This is a genomic window from Kitasatospora sp. NPDC015121 (assembly GCF_055562955.1).
This window is the reverse complement of record NZ_JBVHEH010000005.1, coordinates 110323-130241: the sequence shown is the minus strand read 5'-3', so window position 1 is coordinate 130241 and position 19919 is coordinate 110323. Positions and strand designations below refer to the sequence as shown.

19 protein-coding genes and 2 tRNA genes are annotated in these 19919 nt (G+C 72.6%); 19 read left to right on the top strand and 2 right to left on the bottom strand.

The window, feature by feature from the left end; all coding sequences use genetic code 11:
* Positions 1-296: 296 nt before the first annotated feature.
* From dnaN to ACZ3J7_RS08605, 13 genes are all read left to right on the top strand, one after another.
* On the top strand, positions 297-1427 hold the full coding sequence (gene dnaN / locus ACZ3J7_RS08665) for a DNA polymerase III subunit beta (RefSeq protein WP_465618252.1): 1131 nt from the start codon (positions 297-299) through the stop codon (positions 1425-1427).
* Between the two features lie 143 nt (positions 1428-1570).
* The gene (gene gnd / locus ACZ3J7_RS08660) at positions 1571-2446 is read left to right on the top strand and encodes a phosphogluconate dehydrogenase (NAD(+)-dependent, decarboxylating) (RefSeq protein WP_465618250.1); all 876 of its coding nucleotides are present in this window, start codon (positions 1571-1573) and stop codon (positions 2444-2446) included.
* Between the two features lie 36 nt (positions 2447-2482).
* On the top strand, positions 2483-3619 hold the full coding sequence (gene recF, locus ACZ3J7_RS08655; RefSeq protein ID WP_465618248.1) for a DNA replication/repair protein RecF: 1137 nt from the start codon (positions 2483-2485) through the stop codon (positions 3617-3619).
* Between the two features lie 67 nt (positions 3620-3686).
* Positions 3687-4199 carry a DciA family protein gene (locus ACZ3J7_RS08650; RefSeq protein ID WP_014137024.1) on the top strand — a complete coding sequence of 171 codons (513 nt, stop codon included), beginning with the start codon at positions 3687-3689 and terminating at the stop codon, positions 4197-4199.
* Positions 4200-4473: 274 nt separating this feature from the next.
* Positions 4474-6465 (top strand): DNA topoisomerase (ATP-hydrolyzing) subunit B, encoded by a 1992-nt coding sequence (gyrB, locus tag ACZ3J7_RS08645; RefSeq protein WP_465618246.1) that lies wholly within the window; start codon positions 4474-4476, stop codon positions 6463-6465.
* Between the two features lie 38 nt (positions 6466-6503).
* Positions 6504-9113, top strand: coding sequence for a DNA gyrase subunit A (gene gyrA / locus ACZ3J7_RS08640; protein ID WP_465618244.1), 2610 nt, complete (start codon positions 6504-6506; stop codon positions 9111-9113).
* Positions 9114-9260: 147 nt separating this feature from the next.
* Positions 9261-9920: a DUF3566 domain-containing protein gene (locus tag ACZ3J7_RS08635; protein ID WP_465618242.1), complete on the top strand. Its 660-nt coding sequence runs from the start codon at positions 9261-9263 to the stop codon at positions 9918-9920.
* A 231-nt stretch (positions 9921-10151) separates the two neighbouring features.
* Positions 10152-11531 (top strand): class I SAM-dependent methyltransferase, encoded by a 1380-nt coding sequence (locus tag ACZ3J7_RS08630; protein WP_465618240.1) that lies wholly within the window; start codon positions 10152-10154, stop codon positions 11529-11531.
* Between the two features lie 16 nt (positions 11532-11547).
* Positions 11548-11621, top strand: a tRNA-Ile gene (locus ACZ3J7_RS08625).
* 282 nt (positions 11622-11903) lie between these two features.
* Positions 11904-12827, top strand: coding sequence for a hypothetical protein (locus ACZ3J7_RS08620; RefSeq protein WP_465618238.1), 924 nt, complete (start codon positions 11904-11906; stop codon positions 12825-12827).
* Positions 12828-12897: 70 nt separating this feature from the next.
* Positions 12898-13335: a DUF6191 domain-containing protein gene (locus ACZ3J7_RS08615; RefSeq protein ID WP_465618236.1), complete on the top strand. Its 438-nt coding sequence runs from the start codon at positions 12898-12900 to the stop codon at positions 13333-13335.
* Between the two features lie 52 nt (positions 13336-13387).
* On the top strand, positions 13388-13516 hold the full coding sequence (locus ACZ3J7_RS08610) for a DLW-39 family protein (RefSeq protein WP_014137031.1): 129 nt from the start codon (positions 13388-13390) through the stop codon (positions 13514-13516).
* A 109-nt stretch (positions 13517-13625) separates the two neighbouring features.
* A tRNA-Ala gene (locus ACZ3J7_RS08605) sits at positions 13626-13698 on the top strand.
* An 80-nt stretch (positions 13699-13778) separates the two neighbouring features.
* On the opposite strand, the gene ACZ3J7_RS08600 is transcribed toward ACZ3J7_RS08605, so the two are convergent.
* Positions 13779-14696, bottom strand: coding sequence for a DUF5324 family protein (locus tag ACZ3J7_RS08600; protein WP_465618234.1), 918 nt, complete (start codon positions 14694-14696; stop codon positions 13779-13781).
* 166 nt (positions 14697-14862) lie between these two features.
* On the opposite strand from ACZ3J7_RS08600, the gene ACZ3J7_RS08595 reads away from it, so the two are divergent.
* Both ACZ3J7_RS08595 and ACZ3J7_RS08590 read left to right on the top strand, forming a co-directional pair.
* Positions 14863-15390 (top strand): peptidylprolyl isomerase, encoded by a 528-nt coding sequence (locus tag ACZ3J7_RS08595; protein WP_465618232.1) that lies wholly within the window; start codon positions 14863-14865, stop codon positions 15388-15390.
* A 171-nt stretch (positions 15391-15561) separates the two neighbouring features.
* A complete protein-coding gene (locus tag ACZ3J7_RS08590; RefSeq protein ID WP_465618230.1) occupies positions 15562-16479 on the top strand; it encodes a rhomboid family intramembrane serine protease in 918 nt (305 codons plus the stop codon).
* 256 nt (positions 16480-16735) lie between these two features.
* On the opposite strand, the gene crgA is transcribed toward ACZ3J7_RS08590, so the two are convergent.
* Positions 16736-16990 (bottom strand): cell division protein CrgA, encoded by a 255-nt coding sequence (gene crgA / locus ACZ3J7_RS08585; protein ID WP_465618228.1) that lies wholly within the window; start codon positions 16988-16990, stop codon positions 16736-16738.
* 154 nt (positions 16991-17144) lie between these two features.
* On the opposite strand from crgA, the gene ACZ3J7_RS08580 reads away from it, so the two are divergent.
* The 4 genes from ACZ3J7_RS08580 (at position 17145) to ACZ3J7_RS08565 (ending at position 19910) form a co-directional block, all read left to right on the top strand.
* Positions 17145-17915, top strand: coding sequence for a DUF881 domain-containing protein (locus tag ACZ3J7_RS08580; RefSeq protein ID WP_465618226.1), 771 nt, complete (start codon positions 17145-17147; stop codon positions 17913-17915).
* Between the two features lie 160 nt (positions 17916-18075).
* Positions 18076-18246 (top strand): hypothetical protein, encoded by a 171-nt coding sequence (locus ACZ3J7_RS08575; protein ID WP_400948723.1) that lies wholly within the window; start codon positions 18076-18078, stop codon positions 18244-18246.
* A gap of 58 nt (positions 18247-18304) precedes the next feature.
* Positions 18305-18967, top strand: a complete 663-nt coding sequence (locus ACZ3J7_RS08570; RefSeq protein WP_465618224.1) for an aminodeoxychorismate/anthranilate synthase component II — start codon at positions 18305-18307, stop codon at positions 18965-18967.
* 13 nt (positions 18968-18980) lie between these two features.
* The gene (locus ACZ3J7_RS08565; RefSeq protein ID WP_465618222.1) at positions 18981-19910 is read left to right on the top strand and encodes a class E sortase; all 930 of its coding nucleotides are present in this window, start codon (positions 18981-18983) and stop codon (positions 19908-19910) included.
* Positions 19911-19919: the final 9 nt, after the last annotated feature.

The window sequence follows — 19919 nt, the reverse complement described above, 5'->3', positions numbered from 1 at the left end:
GGTATCCACAGGCCCTACTACTACTGCTACACATAGAGAGATCGGAGCTTGATCAACAGTGGGTGCGGCCCGAATCTGTGGACAACCGGGCCCCGACATTTGTTCGGTCGGCTTGAGCCCATCTGCCCCGGCTGTCAGCCGAGTGCGTCAGACTGTCCTTCGGCAACCGGAAGCAGGACGGGGCGGAGCTGATCCGCCCGGAGCCGCTCGGGGGCCGAAGAGGGTCAGACGATCAACAGCACGGGCCGGCGGTACCGGCCGGCCGTGCGGCGACAGCAGCCAGGAGGCGGTTACCGGTGAAGTTCCGGGTGGAGCGTGATGTCCTCGCGGAGGCGGTGGCCTGGGCTGCCCGCAGCCTCCCCGCGCGGCCGCCGGTGCCGGTGCTGGCCGGCCTGCTGCTGACCGCGCAGGAGGGCACCCTGGCGCTCTCCGGCTTCGACTACGAGGTGTCGGCGCGGGTCGAGCTGGAGGCGGACGTCGAGGAGGCCGGCACCGTCCTGGTCTCCGGCCGCCTGCTCAACGACATCTCGCGCAACCTGCCGAACCGCCCGGTGGAGATCTCCACCGACGGCGCCCGGGTCAGCGTGGTCTGCGGCAGCTCGCGCTTCACGCTGCCGACCCTCCCGGTCGACGAGTACCCGGCCCTGCCGCAGATGCCGACCGCCACCGGCACCGTCCCGGGCGACGTGTTCGCCTCGGCGGTCAGCCAGGCCGCGGTGGCCGCCGGCCGCGACGACACCCTGCCGGTGCTCACCGGGGTCCGGGTCGAGATCAACGGCAGCGGGATCACCCTGGCCGCCACCGACCGGTACCGGTTCGCCGTCCGCGAGCTGCTCTGGAAGCCCGAGCAGGACGACATCAACGCCGTCGCGCTGGTCCCCGCCAAGACCCTGCAGGACATCGCCAAGTCGCTCGGCAGCGGCGACCAGGTCAGCATCGCGCTCTCCACCGGCGGCGCCGGCGAGGGCCTGATCGGCTTCGAGGGGGCCGGCCGGCGGACCACCACCCGCCTGCTGGAGGGCGAGTTCCCCAAGTTCCGGTCGATCTTCCCGACCGAGTTCTCGGCGGTCGCCGCGGTGCAGACCCAGCCCTTCCTGGAGGCGCTCAAGCGCGTCTCGCTGGTGGCCGAGCGCAACACCCCGGTCCGGCTGAACTTCGAGCAGGGCGTGCTCACCCTGGAGGCCGGCTCCGGCGACGACGCGCAGGCCACCGAGCGGATCGACGCCGACCTGGAGGGCGACGACATCTCGATCGCCTTCAACCCCGGCTACCTGGAGGAGGGGCTCAAGGCGATCGACGCCGCGTACGCGCAGCTGAGCTTCACCACCCCGACCAAGCCGGCCCTGCTGACCGGCAAGCCCGCGGTCGACGCGGAGCCGGACGAGGCCTACCAGTACCTGATCATGCCGGTCCGCCTCTCCGGCTGACCGCACGGCACCACCAGGGGCGCGAGGGGCGGGCAGCCTCCGCGCCCCTGTGGCTGCCCGGCGTCCCCTCAGCGTCGGCGTAGGCTCAGTGAGTGCGGCAACGGCGCCGTCATCAGGCACGACACCACAGTGAAGGACTTGTCATGGAGCTCGGCCTCATCGGTCTCGGCAAGATGGGCGGCAACATGCGCGAGCGCATCCGCCGCGCCGGCCACACCGTCATCGGCTACGACCGCAACCCGGACCTCGCCGACGTCGACAGCGTCGAGCAGCTGGTCGCCAAGCTGGAGGCCCCCCGCGTGGTGTGGGTGATGGTCCCGGCCGGCGGCCCGACCCAGGAGACCGTCGAGCGCCTGGCCGAGCTGCTCTCCCCCGGCGACGTGGTGGTCGACGGCGGCAACTCGCGCTGGACCGACGACGTCAAGCACGCCGAGCTGCTGGCCGCCAAGGGCATCGGCTTCGTCGACTGCGGCGTCTCCGGCGGCGTCTGGGGCCTGGAGAACGGCTACGCGCTGATGTACGGCGGCGACGCCGGGGACGTCGCGAAGGTCCAGCCGGTCTTCGACGCGCTCAAGCCCGAGGGCGACTTCGGCTCGGTGCACGCCGGCAAGGTCGGCGCCGGCCACTTCGCCAAGATGGTCCACAACGGCATCGAGTACGCGATGATGCAGGCCTTCGCCGAGGGCTGGGAGCTGCTGGAGGCCGCCCCCGAGGTGACCGACGTGCGCGAGGTCTTCCGCAGCTGGCAGGAGGGCACCGTGATCCGCTCCTGGCTGCTCGACCTGGCCGTCCGGGCACTGGACGACGACGAGCACCTGGCCAAGCTCAAGGGCTGGGCCGCCGACTCCGGCGAGGGCCGCTGGACGGTCGAGGCCGCGATCGACCACGCGGTGCCGCTGCCCGCGATCACCGCCTCGCTGTTCGCCCGCTTCGCCTCCCGCCAGGAGGACTCGCCGCAGATGAAGATGATCGCCGCGCTGCGCAACCAGTTCGGCGGCCACGCGGTCGAGTCCAAGTAAGCCCCCACGGCCAGAAGGCGAGCGCAGTCCACCGTCATGCACGTCGCGCACCTGTCGCTCGCCGACTTCCGTTCCTACGCCCGGGTCGAGGTCCCGCTCGACCCGGGCGTCACCGCGTTCGTCGGCCCCAACGGCCAGGGCAAGACCAACCTGGTCGAGGCGGTCGGCTACGTCGCCACCCTGGGCAGCCACCGGGTGGCCACCGACGCACCGCTGATCCGGCTCGGCGCCGAGCGGGCGGTGATCCGGGCCAGCGTGGTCTCCCAGGGCGGCCGCTCCACCCTGGTCGAGCTGGAGCTCACCGCCGGGAAGGCCAACCGGGCCCGGCTGAACCGCTCCGACAACGTCCGCCCGCGGGACGTGCTGGGCGTGCTGCGCACCGTGCTGTTCGCCCCCGAGGACCTCGCCCTGGTCAAGGGCGACCCGGGCGAGCGCCGGCGCTTCCTGGACGAGCTGCTGACCGCCCGCACCCCCCGGCTGGCCGGGGTGCGCTCCGACTACGAGCGGGTGCTCAAGCAGCGCAACGCCCTGCTGAAGACCGCCGCGACGGCCCGTCGGGCGGGCGGCGGCAAGTCCGCCGACCTGGCCACCCTGGAGGTCTGGGACGGCCACCTGGCCCGGGCCGGCGCCGAACTGACCGCCTTCCGGATCCAGCTGGTGGCCGCCCTGCAGCCGCTGGTCGCCGAGGCCTACCGGCAGCTCGCCCCCGGCGCCGGCGACACCGTCCTGGAGTACCGCTCCTCCTTCGAGGGCGAGCTGCCGACCAGCCGCGAGCAGGCCGAGCGGCAGCTGCTGGAGGCCCTCCAGGGGATGCGGCGGCAGGAGATCGAGCGCGGCCTGACCCTGGTCGGCCCGCACCGCGACGAGCTGCTGCTGCGGCTGGGCCCCCTGCCCGCCAAGGGCTACGCCAGCCACGGCGAGTCCTGGTCGTACGCGCTGGCGCTGCGGCTGGCCTCGTACGAGCTGCTGCGGGCCGAGGGCGGCGAGCCGGTGCTGGTGCTGGACGACGTGTTCGCCGAGCTGGACGCCCGCCGCCGGGACCGGCTGGCCGAGCTGGTGGCCGGCGGCGAGCAGGTGCTGGTCACCGCCGCGGTCGCCGAGGACGTGCCGAAGGCGCTGCACGGCGCCCGCTACGGCGTCTCGGACGGCACGGTGGACCGGCTGACCCCGTGAGCCCGGGGAACCACGTAGCCTGGGCGGCTCGTCCGAGCAGTCGTCCACAGCCTGGGGATGGAGCGTGATGGCGCAGGAACCCGAGCTCTCCGGCGTGGACCTGGCCCGGGTCGCGCTGCGCGCCGCCAAGGAGCAGGCCAGGCAGCGCGGCGAGCAGGTCCGCGAGCGGCGGGAGGCCAAGCGGACCGGCCTGCGCAGCGGCGCCCGGGCGGACGGCCGGGACCCGGTGCCGCTGGGGGCCGCGCTGAACCGGCTGATCACCGAGCGGGGCTGGGAGGCGCCGGCCGCGGTCGGCGGGGTGATGGGCCGCTGGTCGCAGATCGTCGGTCCGGACATCGCCGCGCACTGCGAGCCCAAGTCGTACGCGGAGGCCGAGGCGGTGCTCACCGTGCAGTGCGACTCCACCGCGTGGGCCACTCAACTCCGCTTGTTGGCACGTCAGTTGGTGGCCCGGCTGAACCACGAGCTGGGGCACGGCACGGTCCGGGTGATCAAGGTCCTGGGGCCGGACGCCCCGGTGCGCGGCTACGGGCGGCTGCGGGCGCCGGGGAGCAAGGGCCCGGGCGACACCTGGGGCTGACCCGGCGCGAGCGGACCGGCGGGCTCCGGAATCGCTGGCGGCCCTGCCAGGCGCTCTGAGCCCCCCTGCCGAGTATCGGGACACGTCCCGAGGGGATTCAGGGCGGCACATCTGCCTTCAGAGGCTGCCAAACGCCCCTCACTGTCGGTCGTACCGGTAGACTGGAGAGCAAACACCGTCGTGTGCAGCAACTCGAGTCGAAACGCCGTGGTCGCACACCTGCCCGGACAACCGGGCGGGAGCGCGGCCCGCGCTGTGCCAGAGAGGGCGCTTCGTGGCCGATTCCGGCAACCCCAGCCAGACCCCAGACCCGTCCGACCAGAAGGCCTACGACGCCAGCGCGATCCAGGTGCTGGAAGGCCTCGACGCCGTCCGCAAGCGCCCGGGCATGTACATCGGCTCGACCGGTGAGCGCGGCCTGCACCACCTCGTCTACGAGATCGTCGACAACTCCGTCGACGAGGCGCTGGCCGGCCACGCCGACACCATCGGCGTCACGATCCTGGCCGACGGCGGCGTGCGGGTGGTGGACAACGGACGAGGCATCCCGGTCGGCATCATGCCCGGCCAGGACCGGCCGGCCGTCGAGGTCGTGCTGACCGTGCTGCACGCGGGCGGCAAGTTCGGCGGCGGCGGCTACGCGGTCTCCGGCGGCCTGCACGGCGTCGGCATCTCGGTGGTGAACGCGCTCTCCACCCGCCTCGCGGTGGACATCAGCACCGACGGCGCGCGCTGGACGCAGGAGTACAAGTCCGGCGCCCCGACCGCCCCGCTGGCCCGGCACGAGGAGACCGGGGAGACCGGCACCACGGTCACCTTCTGGGCCGACCCGGACATCTTCGAGACCACCGTCTACTCGTTCGAGACGCTCTCCCGGCGCTTCCAGGAGATGGCCTTCCTCAACAAGGGCCTCACCATCGCGCTGACCGACGAGCGCCCCGAGCACGTGGACGACGAGGGCAAGCCGCTCTCGGTCACCTACCGGTACGACGGCGGCATCGCCGACTTCGTGGCCCACCTCAACTCCCGCAAGGGCGAGGTGGTCCACCCCTCGGTGATCGACTTCGAGGCCGAGGACAAGGACAAGACGATCTCGGCCGAGATCGCCATGCAGTGGAACTCGTCCTACACCGAGGGCGTGTACTCGTTCGCCAACACCATCCACACCCACGGCGGCGGCACCCACGAGGAGGGCTTCCGGGCCGCGCTCACCGGTCTGGTGAACCGGTACGCGCGCGACAAGAAGCTGCTCCGCGACAAGGACGACAACCTCTCCGGCGAGGACATCCGCGAGGGCCTGACCGCGATCATCTCGGTCAAGCTCGGCGAGCCGCAGTTCGAGGGCCAGACCAAGGACAAGCTCGGCAACACCGAGGCCAAGACCTTCGTCCAGAAGGTGGTCAACGAGCACCTCGCCGACTGGCTGGACCGCAACCCCAACGAGGCCGCGGACATCATCCGCAAGTCCATCCAGGCCGCCAGCGCCCGGGTCGCCGCCCGCAAGGCCCGCGACCTGACCCGGCGCAAGGGCCTGCTGGAGTCCGCCTCGCTGCCCGGCAAGCTCTCGGACTGCCAGTCCAAGGACCCGGCCGAGTGCGAGATCTTCATCGTCGAGGGCGACTCGGCCGGCGGCTCCGCCAAGCAGGGTCGCGACCCGCGCACCCAGGCGATCCTCCCGATCCGCGGCAAGATCCTGAACGTCGAGAAGGCCCGGATCGACAAGGTGCTGCAGAACACCGAGGTCCAGGCGCTGATCTCGGCCTTCGGCTGCGGCATCCAGGAGGACTACGACGCCGAGAAGCTGCGGTACCACAAGATCGTGCTGATGGCCGACGCCGACGTCGACGGACAGCACATCCGCACCCTGCTGCTGACCCTGCTGTTCCGCTTCATGCGCCCGCTGGTCGAGGCCGGGTACGTGTACCTCGCGATGCCCCCGCTCTACAAGATCAAGTGGGGCCGGGACGAGTTCGAGTACGCCTACTCCGACCGCGAGCGCGACGCGCTGATCGCGGCCGGCGTCGAGGCCGGCCGCCGGCTCCCCAAGGACGACGCGATCCAGCGCTTCAAGGGCCTCGGCGAGATGAACGCCGAGGAGCTGCGCGTCACCACCATGGACGCCGCGCACCGCCTGCTGCTCCAGGTCACCCTGGAGGACGCCGCCCGCGCCGACGACCTGTTCTCCGTCCTGATGGGCGAGGACGTCGAGGCCCGCCGCTCCTTCATCCAGCGCAACGCCAAGGACGTCCGCTTCCTGGACGTCTGACGTCCCGCCAAGGATCGTTGAAAGGAAACTGACCACCAGTGGTCGACGACAACCGTCCCGACGGCGGCGAACAGCCCGAGGACAGCACCATCCCCGCCCAGAGCGGCAACCGGGTCGAGCTCATCGAGCTCGAGACCGAGATGCAGCGCTCCTACCTCGACTACGCGATGAGCGTCATCGTCTCGCGCGCCCTGCCCGAGGTCCGCGACGGCCTCAAGCCGGTGCACCGCCGGGTGCTCTACGCGATGTACGACGGCGGCTACCGGCCCGAGAAGGGCTACTACAAGTGCGCCCGCGTGGTCGGCGACGTGATGGGCAACTACCACCCGCACGGCGACACCTCGATCTACGACACCCTGGTCCGCCTCGCCCAGCCCTGGTCGATGCGGATGCCGCTGGTCGACGGCAACGGCAACTTCGGCTCCCCGGGCAACGACCCGGCCGCGGCGATGCGCTACACCGAGTGCAAGATGATGCCGCTGGCGATGGAGATGATGCGCGACATCGACGAGGAGACCGTCGACTTCGCCGCCAACTACGACGGCCGGCAGCAGGAGCCGACCGTCCTGCCCGCCCGGATCCCCAACCTGCTGATCAACGGCGCCACCGGCATCGCGGTCGGCATGGCCACCAACATCCCGCCGCACAACCTCCGCGAGGTCGCCTCCGGCGCGCTCTGGGCGCTGGAGCACCCCGAGGCCTCCAACGAGGAGCTGCTGGAGGCCCTGGTCGAGCGGATCAAGGGCCCCGACTTCCCGACCGGCGCGCTGATCGTCGGCCGCCGGGGCATCGAGGACGCCTACCGCACCGGCCGCGGCTCGATCACCATGCGCGCCGTGGTCGAGGTCGAGGAGATCCAGGGCCGCCAGTGCCTGGTGATCACCGAGCTGCCCTACCAGGTCAACCCGGACAACCTCGCCCTCAAGATCGCCGACCTGGTCAAGGACGGCCGGATCGCCGGCATCGCCGACGTCCGCGACGAGTCCTCCTCGCGCACCGGCCAGCGCCTGGTCATCGTCCTCAAGCGGGACGCGGTCGCCAAGGTCGTCCTCAACAACCTGTACAAGCACACCGACCTGCAGACCAACTTCGGCGCCAACATGCTGGCCCTGGTCGACGGCGTGCCGCGCACCCTCTCGCTGGACGCCTTCATCCGCCACTGGGTCGCCCACCAGATCGAGGTCATCGTCCGCCGGACCACCTTCCGGCTGCGCAAGGCCGAGGAGCGCGCGCACATCCTGCGCGCCCTGCTCAAGGCGCTCGACCAGATCGACGCCGTGATCGCCCTGATCCGCGCCTCCGAGAGCGCCGAGGCCGCCCGCACCGGCCTGATGCAGCTGCTCGCCATCGACGAGCTGCAGGCCAACGCCATCCTGGAGATGCAGCTGCGCCGGCTGGCCGCCCTGGAGAGCGCCCGCATCCTCAGCGAGCACGACGAGCTCCAGGCCAAGATCAACGAGTACAACGCGATCCTCGCCTCGCCCCCCCGGCAGCGCGGCATCGTCTCCGAGGAGCTCACCGCGATCGTCGAGAAGTACGGCGACGAGCGGCGCTCCACCCTGATCCCCTCCGACGGCGACCTCTCCATCGAGGACCTCATCGCCGAGGAGGACATCGTCGTCACCATCACCCGCGGCGGCTACGTCAAGCGCACCCGCTCCGACCTCTACCGCTCGCAGAAGCGCGGCGGCAAGGGCGTGCGCGGCGCGCAGCTGAAGCAGGACGACATCGTCGACCACTTCTTCGTGACCACCACCCACAACTGGATCCTGTTCTTCACCAACAAGGGCCGGGTCTACCGCGCCAAGGGCTACGAGCTCCCCGACGCCGGCCGCGACGCCCGCGGCCAGCACGTCGCCAACCTGCTGGCCTTCCAGCCGGAGGAGCACATCACCCAGGTGATGGCCGTCCGCACCTACGAGGACAAGCCCTACCTGGTCCTCGCCACCCGCGGCGGCCTGGTCAAGAAGACCCCGCTCAAGGACTACGACTCCCCGCGCTCCGGCGGCCTGATCGCGATCAACCTCCGCCAGGACGAGGAGGGCCGGGACGACGAGCTGATCGGCGCCGAGCTGGTCTCCGCCGAGGACGACCTGCTGCTGATCTCCAGGAAGGCCCAGTCGATCCGCTTCAAGGCCACCGACGAGGCGCTGCGCCCGATGAGCCGGGCCACCTCCGGGGTGAAGGGCATGGCCTTCCGCGAGGACGACGAACTGCTCTCGATGAACGTGGTGCGGGCCGGCACCTACGTCTTCACCGCCACCGACGGCGGTTACGCGAAGCGGACCTCGGTTGACGAGTACCGTGTCCAAGGACGCGGTGGTTTCGGTATCAAGGCGGCGAAGATCGTCGAGGGCCGGGGCTCGCTGGTCGGCGCGCTGGTGGTCGAGGAGAGCGACGAGATCATGGCCATCACGCTCTCCGGCGGCGTGATCCGGACCAGGGTTTCCGGGGTACGTGAAACCGGACGTGACACCATGGGCGTCCAACTGATCAACCTCGGTAAGCGCGACGCGGTGGTGGGCATGGCCCGCAACGCGGAGGCCGACGAGGAGGAGGGCGCGGAGGACGCCGTCGACGCCGTCGACGGGACGGAGTCCGCGACCGCCACCGAGCAGGACGCGGCCGGCACGCCCGACCAGGGCTGACGCACGGACGCGCACCGTGGTGCCCGCCCCGCCACCGGCGGGGCGGGCACCACGGGCTGACCGCGGGCCACCCGGGCCCGCGGTGCACGAGCACAACACGGTCCAGGACGGTGCGATCGCCCTGGCGGACGGTTCGGGAGGACCACGGTGAGCGGAGCCACGGGTGCTGGAGGTGCCACGGGCGGCCTGGCGGGCGGGCAGCAGGCCTACGGAGGCCCGACCCCGCCGCCGCCGCCGAGCACTCCGCCCGCGGGCGGCTTCTCGCAGCCGACCACCTACGCCAAGGGCCAGCCCACCCCGCCGCGCGGCACCCGCGTCCCCGGCGCCCCGGGCGCGCCCGGCGGCGGCCCGGGTGGTTCCGGCGGTCCGAGCGGCCCCGGCAGCCCGGCCCGCCGCCCCGGCCCGGCCCCGGCCGCCGGCGCCCCCGGCCGGACCCGCCGGGCCCGGCTGCGGGTCACCAAGGTCGACCCCTGGTCGGTGATGAAGGTCAGCTTCCTGCTGTCGCTGGCCCTCGGCGTGATCATCATCGTGGCCGCCGCGGTGCTCTGGATGACCCTCGACGGCCTCGGCGTCTTCTCCTCGCTGACCGGCACCCTGAAGGACGTCACCGGCAGCGGCGCCGACGGCTCCGGCGCCTTCGACCTGATGGACTACATCGGGTTCGGCAAGGTCATGCTCTTCACCGTGCTGATCGCCCTGGTCGACATCGTCCTGATGACCGCCCTGGCCACCCTCGCCGCGTTCATCTACAACTCGGCGGCGGGCTTCACCGGCGGCGTCGAGCTGACCCTCGCCGAGGAGGACTGACCCCCGGTCAGAACCACCTTCCCCGCGGAATTACCCGGGCCCCGGAGGCTGTTGAAGCCTCCGGGGCCCTTCGCCGTCCCGGAGCGATCGGGTGAACCACCCGGCGCGCCGGGGTTGCCGCACCGGCCCGACGTGCACAGATGGAACAACGGGAACGGCCAGCGGGCCGCCCGGCCGCGCGCGGCGGCCACCGGGCGTCCCGGAGGGGTACGACGGCTCGGGAGGTCCGCCATGGCACAGCAAGCCCAGCAACTCGTCGGCGCGGTCGAGGACTTGATCGGACGCCCGCTCCCCCTGCGGGTGCGCGCCCGGGACGGCTCCACGGCCGGCCCGCCCGGAGCCCCCACCGTCGTGCTGCGCAACCGCCGCGCCCTGCGCCGCCTGCTCTGGTCCCCCGGCGAGCTCGGCCTGGCCCGCGCCTACGTCGCCGGCGACCTCGAAGTCGCCCCCGACAGCGACCTGTACGAGGTGCTGGCCGCCGTCGCCGCCTTCGCCGAGGACCCGGACGCCCCCCGCCCCCGGCCCGGGCACTACCTGGGCGCCCCCGGCCGCCGCCTGCTCGCCACCGCCCTGCGCCAGGGCGCCCTCGGCCCGAACCCGGCGCCCCCGCCCGAGGAGGTCCGCCACCGCCGGGGCCGGGCCCACAGCCGCCGCCGGGACCGCGCCGCGATCAGCCACCACTACGACGTCGGCAACGACTTCTACCGGCTCGTCCTGGGTCCCAGCCTGGTCTACTCCTGCGCCTACTGGGAGCCCGCCGCCAAGAGCCTGGAGGACGCCCAGACCGCCAAGCTCGACCTGATCTGCCGCAAGCTCGGCCTGCGCCCCGGCATGCGCCTGCTGGACGTCGGCTGCGGCTGGGGCTCCCTGGTCCTGCACGCGGCCCGCCACTACGGCGTGGAGGCGGTCGGCGTCTCCATCTCCACCGAGCAGGTCGCCCTGGCCCGCCGGCGGGTCGCCGAGGCCGGCCTCGCCGACCGGGTCGACATCCGGCTCCAGGACTACCGGGAGATCCCCGACGGCCCCTTCGACGCCATCTCCAGCGTCGGCATGGCCGAACACGTCGGCTCCGCCCAGTACCTCGTCTACGCCCGCCACCTGCACGACCTGCTCGCCCCCGGCGGCCGCCTGCTCAACCACCAGATCGCCCGCCGCCCGCTGCGCCCCGGCGAGACCTACCGGCTCTCCCCCTTCATCGACCGCTACGTCTTCCCCGACGGCGAGCTCTCCCCCGTCGGCACCACCGTCTCCCGGCTGGAGCAGGCCGGCCTGGAGGTCCGCGACGTCGAGGCGCTGCGCGAGCACTACGGCCGCACCCTGCGCGAGTGGGTCGCCAACCTGGAGGCGCACTGGCCCGAGGCCGTCGCCCTGGTCGGCCGCGGCCGGGCCCGGGTCTGGCGGCTCTACATGGCCGCCTCCGCCGTCTCCTTCGAGCAGAACCACATCGGCGTCAACCAGGTCCTGGCCGTCCGCCCCACCCCCGCGGGCGCCTCCGGCCTCCCCCCGACCCGCCCCGAGTGGCTCGCCGGGGCCGCTGAGCAGCACCGCGAGCAGGGCCGTCCGGAGGGCCCCCGGGATATGGATTTGGGAGATCGGCCGTCGGTCCGCTAATCTTTCAGTGCGGCAAGGGCCTATAGCTCAGACGGTTAGAGCGCTTCCCTGATAAGGAAGAGGCCACAGGTTCAAGTCCTGTTAGGCCCACCGGCGCGAAGGCCCCGATCACCTGGTGATCGGGGCCTTCGACGTGTTGTCCCGTAACCCCGCCGCCCGCCCGCTCGTTGGGCCCGGTGCGCAGAGGCAACACAGGGTGAGCTGACTCGAAACTGATGTGAAGTCGGGGATAGCCGGGCGACAGAACCGGCCATCGGGTGACGTGGGACGTAGCGCGACCTCTGCTCCGGCCGGCGGATGATCCGGCCCCGCCCGCCCCGGGCTCCCGGGCGGTTCCCACGTCATGTCTTCATTCACCCTGTGAGGCAACCCATGTCCATGGAAGCCGCGCTGCTCGAATCCAGGACGCTCCGCAGCGGCCTGTGCGAGCGCACCGAAGTCCTCGACGAGGTCAAGGCCCTCGTCCTGCTGCCCGACGGGCTGTACGCCACCACGCGGATGGTGGCGGACTACTTCGAGGTCGGCGAACCCACCGTCCACAGCCTGCTCCGCCGCCACCGGCAGGAGTTGGAGGGCAACGGGTTCACCGTTCTCACGCCTGTGGACAACCCCGGGAACCAGACATTCAAAACGAATGGCTGGCAGGTCAGCGGCACGGCAGGGGGTGGCGGGACCCCCTCCGCCCCCACCCCGCCCGCGGACAGCCCCTACGGCCGTCCGCAGGGCGGCGGCAACGGCGTGGCCCTCTACCCCCGGCGGGCCGTCCTGAACGTCGCGATGCTGCTGCGGGACAGCGAGGTGGCCCGGCGGGTGCGCGGGCGGCTGCTGGACGCGGTGGAGGAGGCGGCGCGGCCGGTGGTGGAGCCGCCGGTGGTGCACGCGTTCCGGGCCCGGCCGTGGCGGCGGTGGAGCGAGTTGCGCTGGGACGAGTACGAGGCGGGGCGGCGGGACCCGGCGGTGGAGGCCTGGCGGCGGCGGATCGACGGACTGGAGCCGTTCGGGGCGCACCTGCCGGAGGAGGACGAGCCGGTGGTGCCGCCGTACGCGCAGGAGCCGGTGTACGCGTTCACGCTGGAGGACCTGCCGGCGGTGGTCTCGGGGCTGGTGGTGTCGGTCGGGGCGGTCGAGCGGCGGCTCGACGCGCAGGGCGTGCTGATCACCGCGATCGGTGAGCGGATCGCCCGGCAGGAGACCCGGATCGACGTCGTGGACGCCCGGCTGGACGGCCTGGCCGACGACGTGCGGGCGATCCGCCGGGACGTGGCCCACCTGCGGGGGAGGCGGCGCCGGAGGTAGCCGGTGGCGGGGGGGGGTGGGCGTGCCGCCGGGCGGGAACGGCGGCGCGCCCGGGCGCGTTGTCGGGGGCGTGGGCGTCTTCTGGGCGATGAGCCTGCCGGGCCTGGTCTGCGCGCTGGTGGTGCTGGCGTTCGTGGACCAGGTCGCGCTGCGGGCGCGCCGCAGCCGCTGGGTCCCCTGGCGCGGGACGGGCCGGGAAGGGCAGGTCTCGGCGACCGGCTTCGAGCAGCTGCACGCCCAGTTCGCGGCCGGCAAGCAGGCCGAGCTGGAGCAGCGCAGGACCACCCTGATGCTCCGGGACGAGGAGGGCGAGGGCGCGCCGCCGCGTTCCCGGGTGGACCTGGAGGGCGGGGTGGCGGTGATCCGCACGGGCGATTCGCGGTCGGACGATCCTACTGTCGCCGGTGTGTCAAAGCCGGTGGCGGATCGGTCGGTTGACGGTGGCGGGGGCCGCTCTCGAACCGGTTACCGGTGTGTATCATCGGCCCCAGGGCGGTCTGCACCCTGACCGCTGGTTCGTGCTCCCCCATCCAAGCAAGCAAGAAGGACGAGGTCCCGCGGTGAAGAAGCTCCTCCTGGTCGCCCTGGTCGCCCTCGGCGGCTTCTTTGTCTACCGTCAGGTCCAGGCGGACCGCGCCGAGCAGGACCTGTGGACCGAGGCGACCGACCCGGTCCCCGCCGGCCGCTGAGCGCCGACTGACGAAGTCTTCTGGACCGGTCCGCGGGGCACGGGCCGCGGCCGGTCCGTAACCCGCGTGGGCGGTTGCCCGCGAGCGGGTAGGCTATCCCCCGTTGCTCGGGGCCTTAGCTCAGTTGGTAGAGCGCTGTCTTTGCATGGCAGATGTCAGGGGTTCGACTCCCCTAGGCTCCACAGGTCGAAGAACGGCCCCCGACCCGGTTTCCTCCCGGGTCGGGGGCCGTTCGCGTGCCCGCGGGGCCGCCGGTACGGCGTCAGTGCGGCTTGCGCGGGTCGTGCGGCTTGGGGCGGTCCTCGTCGGCGGGCCTGGCTTCCGGCCGGGCGTCGTCCGCGGGCTCCTCGCGCGGGACGGAGCCGTTGAGCACCGTCTTGCCGAGCGGGGTGCCGTCCGCGCCGTCGGCGCCGCCGGGCGCGGGGGGCGTCGGCGCGGCGGGGGAGGGGGCGACCGTGGTGACGGAGGAGGCGCCGGCCGGGTCGGTGACGGACGCCGGGGTGGCCGGGGCCGGGGTGGCCGGGGCCGGGGGCTCGGTCAGCCACTCGGGGTTGTTCTGCTTGCGGTACCACTGCCAGGCCAGCACGCCGGTGCCGATGGCCAGGGTGCCGGCCACCGCGAGGCCGGTGGCCCAGCCGTTGCGGTGCTGCTTCTTGGCGTTCTTCGCGGCCAGCGCGCTGATCTCGGCGGCGGTGACGTGGCCGTGCAGCGCGGTGACCGCCGCGGCGCCGCGGGTCTGTGCCTCCTGGGCGATCGGGGTGACGCTGTCCCGGGCGGCCTGGAAGGTCTCGGCGACCTTGGGCACCACGGTGGTGCGGGCCTGTCCGGCGGCCTGCCCGGCCGACAGCTTGGCGGCGAGGGCGGCCTCCTGGGCCCGGTGGACGGCCCGGAGCGCGGCCTTCTGGGTGTCCGGGGGAAGGCTGGTGAAGGCGTGTTCGAGGTGCGGGGCGAGGTGCTTGGCGTACTGCACCCGGGCGGCGTGCGCGGCCTGCCCGGCCCCGGCCCTGGCCTGCGCGCCGGCGGCCGCGGCCTTCGGGCCGAGCGTCTCCAGCCGGGGGCCGAGCACCTGCTTGGCCTCCTCCGCGTAGTGCAGGGCGGCCTCCTTGGCGGAGACGGCGTAGGGCGCCACGGCGTCCTTCGCCCGTCCGGCGGTCTCGCGCGCGGTGTCCGTACGGCTCACGGGCTTCTCCTTCTCGGCGGGTGTCCGGTGTGGTCCGGTATGCACTTGTCCACCTGTTAGGAGATCATGCATGCTGCCTGTCCGCCGAGCACCTTCGACTGAGCCGTCCGCGACCCACGTGGGATGATTCATCGGATAGTCAGGCAAGCGATAGGAAGGTATGTCCGTGGCTGAGGAACTCACCGCCACCCTGAAGACGAACCGCGGCGACATCGTGGTCAAGCTCTTCCCGAACCACGCGCCGAAGACCGTCGCCAACTTCGTGGAGCTGGCCGAGGGCACCCGCGAGTGGCGGAACCCGGAGACCGGCGAGCTGGCCGCCAAGCCGCTGTACGACGGCACGGTCTTCCACCGGGTCATCGAGGGCTTCATGATCCAGGGCGGCGACCCGCTGGGCAACGGCACCGGCGGCCCGGGCTACAAGTTCGCCGACGAGTTCCACCCGGACCTCTCGTTCGACCGCCCGTACCTGCTGGCCATGGCCAACGCCGGCCCGGGCACCAACGGCTCGCAGTTCTTCATCACGGTTGGTGCGACCACCTGGCTGAACCGCAAGCACAGCATCTTCGGCGAGGTCACCGACCCGGCCAGCCGGAAGGTCGTCGACGCGATCGCCACCACCGCCACCACCAAGCCGTACGACCGCCCGGTCGAGGACGTGGTGATCGAGCAGGTCGTCGTCTCGCGCGGCTGAGAACGGCCGAGAACGGCCGGCCCCGGTCGGAGCCGGCCGCGTCCGGCCCGGGGTCGGACGAGTCCGCCGCCCCGGGCGGGCGGCGGGCAGTAGCCTGGGCGGTCCCGGTGGTGCCCCGTCGTCGCGACGGGGGCGGCGCCGGGACCGTCTCGTTGAGGAGGGACAGCGGCGATGCATCCGGAGGAGCCCGTGCGGTCGACGCCGGTGGACGGCCAGGGCGAGGGGCGGGGGAGCGGCCTGCCCGGCTGCCACCGGCACCCCGAGCGGGAGACCGGCGTGGGCTGCACCAGGTGCGGGCGGCCGATCTGCCCGGAGTGCATGGTGCCCGCCGCGGTGGGCTTCCAGTGCCCGGAGTGCGTGCACGGCGCCGAGGCCCGGCAGGAGCGGGCCGCCCGGCAGCCGAGGAACGCGGCCGGCGGGCTGCTGGCGCTCGGTGACGGGGCGCTGGTCACCAAGGTGCTGATCGGGATCAACCTGCTGGTCTTCCTGCTCACCGAGTACGTCGACAGGTCCTGGCAGCGCACCCTGGGCATGTACAGCTGGGCGCCGGTGCCCGGGCTGCGGGACGGCGTGGCCGAGGGCCCGCTGGAGTGGTACCGGCTGGTCAGCGCGCAGTTCGTGCACGGCGGCCTGATGCACGTCGCGGCGAACATGTTCTCGCTCTGGGTGCTCGGACCGCAGTTGGAGCGGGCCCTGGGCCGCTCCCGCTTCCTGGCGCTCTACCTGCTGGCGGGGATCGCGGGCAACGCCTTCGGCTACCTGCTGACCGGCTCCGAGATGTTCGCGGTCGGCGCCTCGGGCGCGATCTTCGGCCTGCTGGGCGCGACCGGCGTGCTGTTCCGGGTCAACCGGATCCCGCTGCAGCCGGTGATCGCGCTGCTGGTGGTGAACCTGGTGCTGACCTTCTCGATGGACGGCATCGACTGGCGGGCCCACCTCGGCGGCCTGGCGGCCGGCGTCGCCCTCGCCGTCGGGATGATGTACCCCGGACGGGAGAACCGGCGGCTGGTACAGGGGTTGACGGTGGCCGGGGTGCTGGCGGTGAGCCTGCTGATGCTGCTGGTCGGCACGGCCCGGCTGCCGGGCTGAGGTCTGTCCACAGCCGGGGCGGGCCGGTCGATTGGATTTCCGGTCTCTACGCGCGTTATCCTGCTGCGTTGCGAGTTATCCACAGGCTCGGGCGAGTTTTCCCCACTGTGGACAACCCTGTGGATAAACGTTCGGACGCTGCGTCACGGCCTCCGCCGGGGCAGCCCGCGCACCGCTCCGGAGCGGGCGTCCGGAGCGGTGCGGGGGTGCTACGGGAGCGGTCGGGCCGGGGCCCGCCGGGCGGTTCGGCCCGGCGTCACTTCCACTGGGTGGAGACGCCGAAGCCCGCCGCGATGAAGCCGAAGCCGGCCAGGATGTTCCAGTTGCCCCAGCTACCGACCGGCCAGTCGCCGCTGGTCACGTAGTAGGTGACGATCCAGACCAGGCCGACCAGGAAGAACACCAGCATGAGCGGTGCCACCCAGCTCCGGCCGGAACTGATCTTCACGGCCGTCGCGGTGCTCGGAGGCGGCGTGTAGTCGGCCTTCTTGCGGAGTCGAGACTTCGGCACGAGGGGTTCTCCTGTCGATGCGCTGTGACCGCGCGGGTGGGTCAGCGTGGGCGGGCGGCAAAGGGTGGGCCGGTCCGTACGGTCGGTCCTCCGCACATGCCACCGGCGTCCGTTAGCGTAGTGGCTCGCCGGGTCATAAGGAGATAAGGGTACGGTGCCTGATTCCACGATTTCTTCGCCGTCCCCGGCTCCGCGCCCCCGTCGCGGGCGAATTGTCGGACGTGCCCTGACCTGCACCGTCTTCGCGCTCGCCGGTCTGCTGTTCTACGTCAGCGCGCGGACCGCGCACGGCACCGATCTGCGCACCGACAACTCGCTCCTCAAGCTGAGCGACGTCATACAGCAGCGCTCCACCCAGAACCAGCAGCTCTCCGAGCAGGTCTCCGCGGACCGGGACCGGGCCGACCGGCTCGCCCGGCAGCAGGGGCAGAGCCCGGACGACGCCGCCAGGCTGGCCGAGCTGGAGCGGGCCGCGGGCCTCGACCCGCTGCGCGGCCCCGGGCTGACCGTCACCCTGGACGATGCCCCGCCGGACGCCACCGCGCGGATCCCGGGCGTCCCCGAGCCCGGCGTCAACGACCTGGTGATCCACCAGCAGGACATCCAGGCCGTGGTGAACGCCCTGTGGCGGGGCGGCGCCGAGGGGATCCAGGTGATGGACCAGCGGCTGATCTCCACCAGTGCGGTGCGCTGCGTCGGCAACACCCTGCTGCTGCAGGGCCGGGTCTACTCGCCGCCGTACGTGATCCGCGCGGTCGGCAGGACCGACGCGCTGCGCGCCGCGGTGGACGCCGACCCGACCATCCGCAACTACCTGGGCTACGTGGCCGCCTACGGCCTGGGCTGGAAGGTCCAGGAGAGCGGCGAGCTGACCCTGCCCGGCTACACCGGCTCCGCCGACCTCCGCTCCGCCGGCACCCCCTGAGCCCGGCCCCGGGAGAAGCCCCCGCCGGACCCGCCGGACCCCCGCCGGACCCCGTCCACGACCGGCCCGGCCGCCGTGAACGGCCTGTTGCGCGGATACCTTCCTGGGCCGGGCCGGCGGGCGTCTACGCTTGTGCAGACCCGAAACACCGAGGAGCACCATGTACGGCTGGATCTGGCGGCATCTCCCGGGCCCCGCGCCGGTCCGCGCGCTGGTCGCGCTGCTGCTCGTCCTCGGGGTGGTCTACGTCCTGTTCCAGTACGTCTTCCCGTGGGCCGAGCCGCTGCTCCCCTTCGGGAACGTGACGGTGGACCAGGGCGCCGGCGGCTGAGCCCGGCACCGCTCCGCCCCCGTCCGATCCCCGACGCACCCGTACCCCAGGAGTAGCGATGACCTCCGCCGGCAGACCGCCCCGGATCCTCGTGGTCGACAACTACGACAGCTTCGTCTTCAACATCGTCCAGTACCTGTACCAGCTGGGCGCGGTCTGCGAAGTGATCCGCAACGACGAGCTGACCGTGGCCGACGCCCGGCCGCGGGCGGGCGGGGAGGGCTACGACGGGGTGCTGCTCTCCCCCGGGCCCGGGACGCCCGAGGAGGCCGGGGTGTGCGTGGAGATGGTGCGGCACTGCGCGGAGACCGGGCTGCCGCTGTTCGGGGTGTGCCTGGGCCTGCAGTCGATCGCGGTGGCGCACGGCGCGGTGGTCGGGCGGGCGCCCGAGCTGCTGCACGGCAAGACCTCGCCGGTGCTGCACGAGGACGGCGGCGTCTTCGCCGGCCTGCCCTCGCCGCTGACCGCGACCCGCTACCACTCGCTGGCGGTCGACCCGGCCACCGTGCCGGCCGAGCTGGTGGTGACCTCGCGCACCGACAGCGGCGTGATCATGGGCCTGCGCCACCGCGAGCTGCCGATCGAGGGCGTCCAGTTCCACCCGGAGTCGGTGCTCACCGAGGGCGGCCACCGGATGCTCGCCAACTGGCTCGCCGAGTGCGGCTTCCCGGAAGCGGTGGGCCGCTCGGCGGGCCTCGCCCCGGTCATCGGCCGGGGCTGACGCGGTGACCGCCGTGCGCCCGGAAGGGGGCGTTCCCGAGGAGCTGGGGGAGCCGGACGACTGGGGCGTGTACGAGGAGGCCCCGGCCGAACGGACCCTGAAGCTGCGCCTCTCCGACACCGCCGCCGCCGGGCCGGTACCCCGGCCGTCCGCGCCGGTCGACCGGCGGCGCGGCGCGGGCACCGGCCGCCGCCGGGCCACCGGGAAGCGCACCGGGCCGCGGCCGCCGCGCCCCAAGGAGCGCAAGCGGGTGGTGCTCGCCCGCCTGGTGGGCGAGCTGTTCATCACCCTCGGCGCCCTGATGCTGCTGTTCGTCTCGTACCAGCTGTGGTGGACCAACGTGCTGGCCGACCGGGACGCCGGCGCCGCCAGCGACAAGCTGGAGCAGCAGTGGGCGCAGCAGCCGGTGCCGTCCGGGGGTGGCGGCGGTGGCGGCGGTGCCGCGCCCGTCCCGCAGACGACGTTCGCGCCCGGGCAGGGCTTCGCCATCATCCACATCCCGAAGCTGGGCCTGGACTACCCGATCGCCGAGGGCACCGACAAGCAGAAGGTGCTCGACCACGGCCTGGTGGGCCACTACGCGGGCACCGCGATGCCCTCCGACCCGGAGGGCAACTTCTCGGTCGCCGCGCACCGCACCACGCACGGCCAGCCGTTCCGGAAGATCGGTCAGCTGGTGCCGGGCGACAGGATCGTGGTGGAGACCGCGACGTCGTACTACACGTACGAGGTGGCGGGCGGCATCCCGGAGACGCCGCCGACCAACGTGACGGTGCTGCAGAAGGTCCCGAAGGGCTCGCCGTTCACCGGGCCGGGCCGCTACCTGACCATGACGACATGCACGCCGGAGTTCAGTGCCCGGGGAAGGCTGATCGTCTTTGGCAAGATGGTCGAGGAACGGCCGAGGAGCCAGGGCCAGCCGGAGGCGCTGACCCGGCGATGAGCTGATGAG

Excerpts from the sequence above, each read along its gene's own strand:
- ACZ3J7_RS08590 (WP_465618230.1), top strand. The coding sequence starts at position 15,562 with ATGCATCCGGAGGAGCCCGTGCGGTCGACGCCGGTGGACGGCCAGGGC.
- ACZ3J7_RS08570 (WP_465618224.1), top strand. The coding sequence starts at position 18,305 with ATGACCTCCGCCGGCAGACCGCCCCGGATCCTCGTGGTCGACAACTAC.
- recF (WP_465618248.1), top strand. The coding sequence starts at position 2,483 with ATGCACGTCGCGCACCTGTCGCTCGCCGACTTCCGTTCCTACGCCCGG.
- gnd (WP_465618250.1), top strand. The coding sequence starts at position 1,571 with ATGGAGCTCGGCCTCATCGGTCTCGGCAAGATGGGCGGCAACATGCGC.
- ACZ3J7_RS08575 (WP_400948723.1), top strand. The coding sequence starts at position 18,076 with ATGTACGGCTGGATCTGGCGGCATCTCCCGGGCCCCGCGCCGGTCCGC.
- ACZ3J7_RS08650 (WP_014137024.1), top strand. The coding sequence starts at position 3,687 with ATGGCGCAGGAACCCGAGCTCTCCGGCGTGGACCTGGCCCGGGTCGCG.
- ACZ3J7_RS08630 (WP_465618240.1), top strand. The coding sequence starts at position 10,152 with ATGGCACAGCAAGCCCAGCAACTCGTCGGCGCGGTCGAGGACTTGATC.
- ACZ3J7_RS08620 (WP_465618238.1), top strand. The coding sequence starts at position 11,904 with ATGTCCATGGAAGCCGCGCTGCTCGAATCCAGGACGCTCCGCAGCGGC.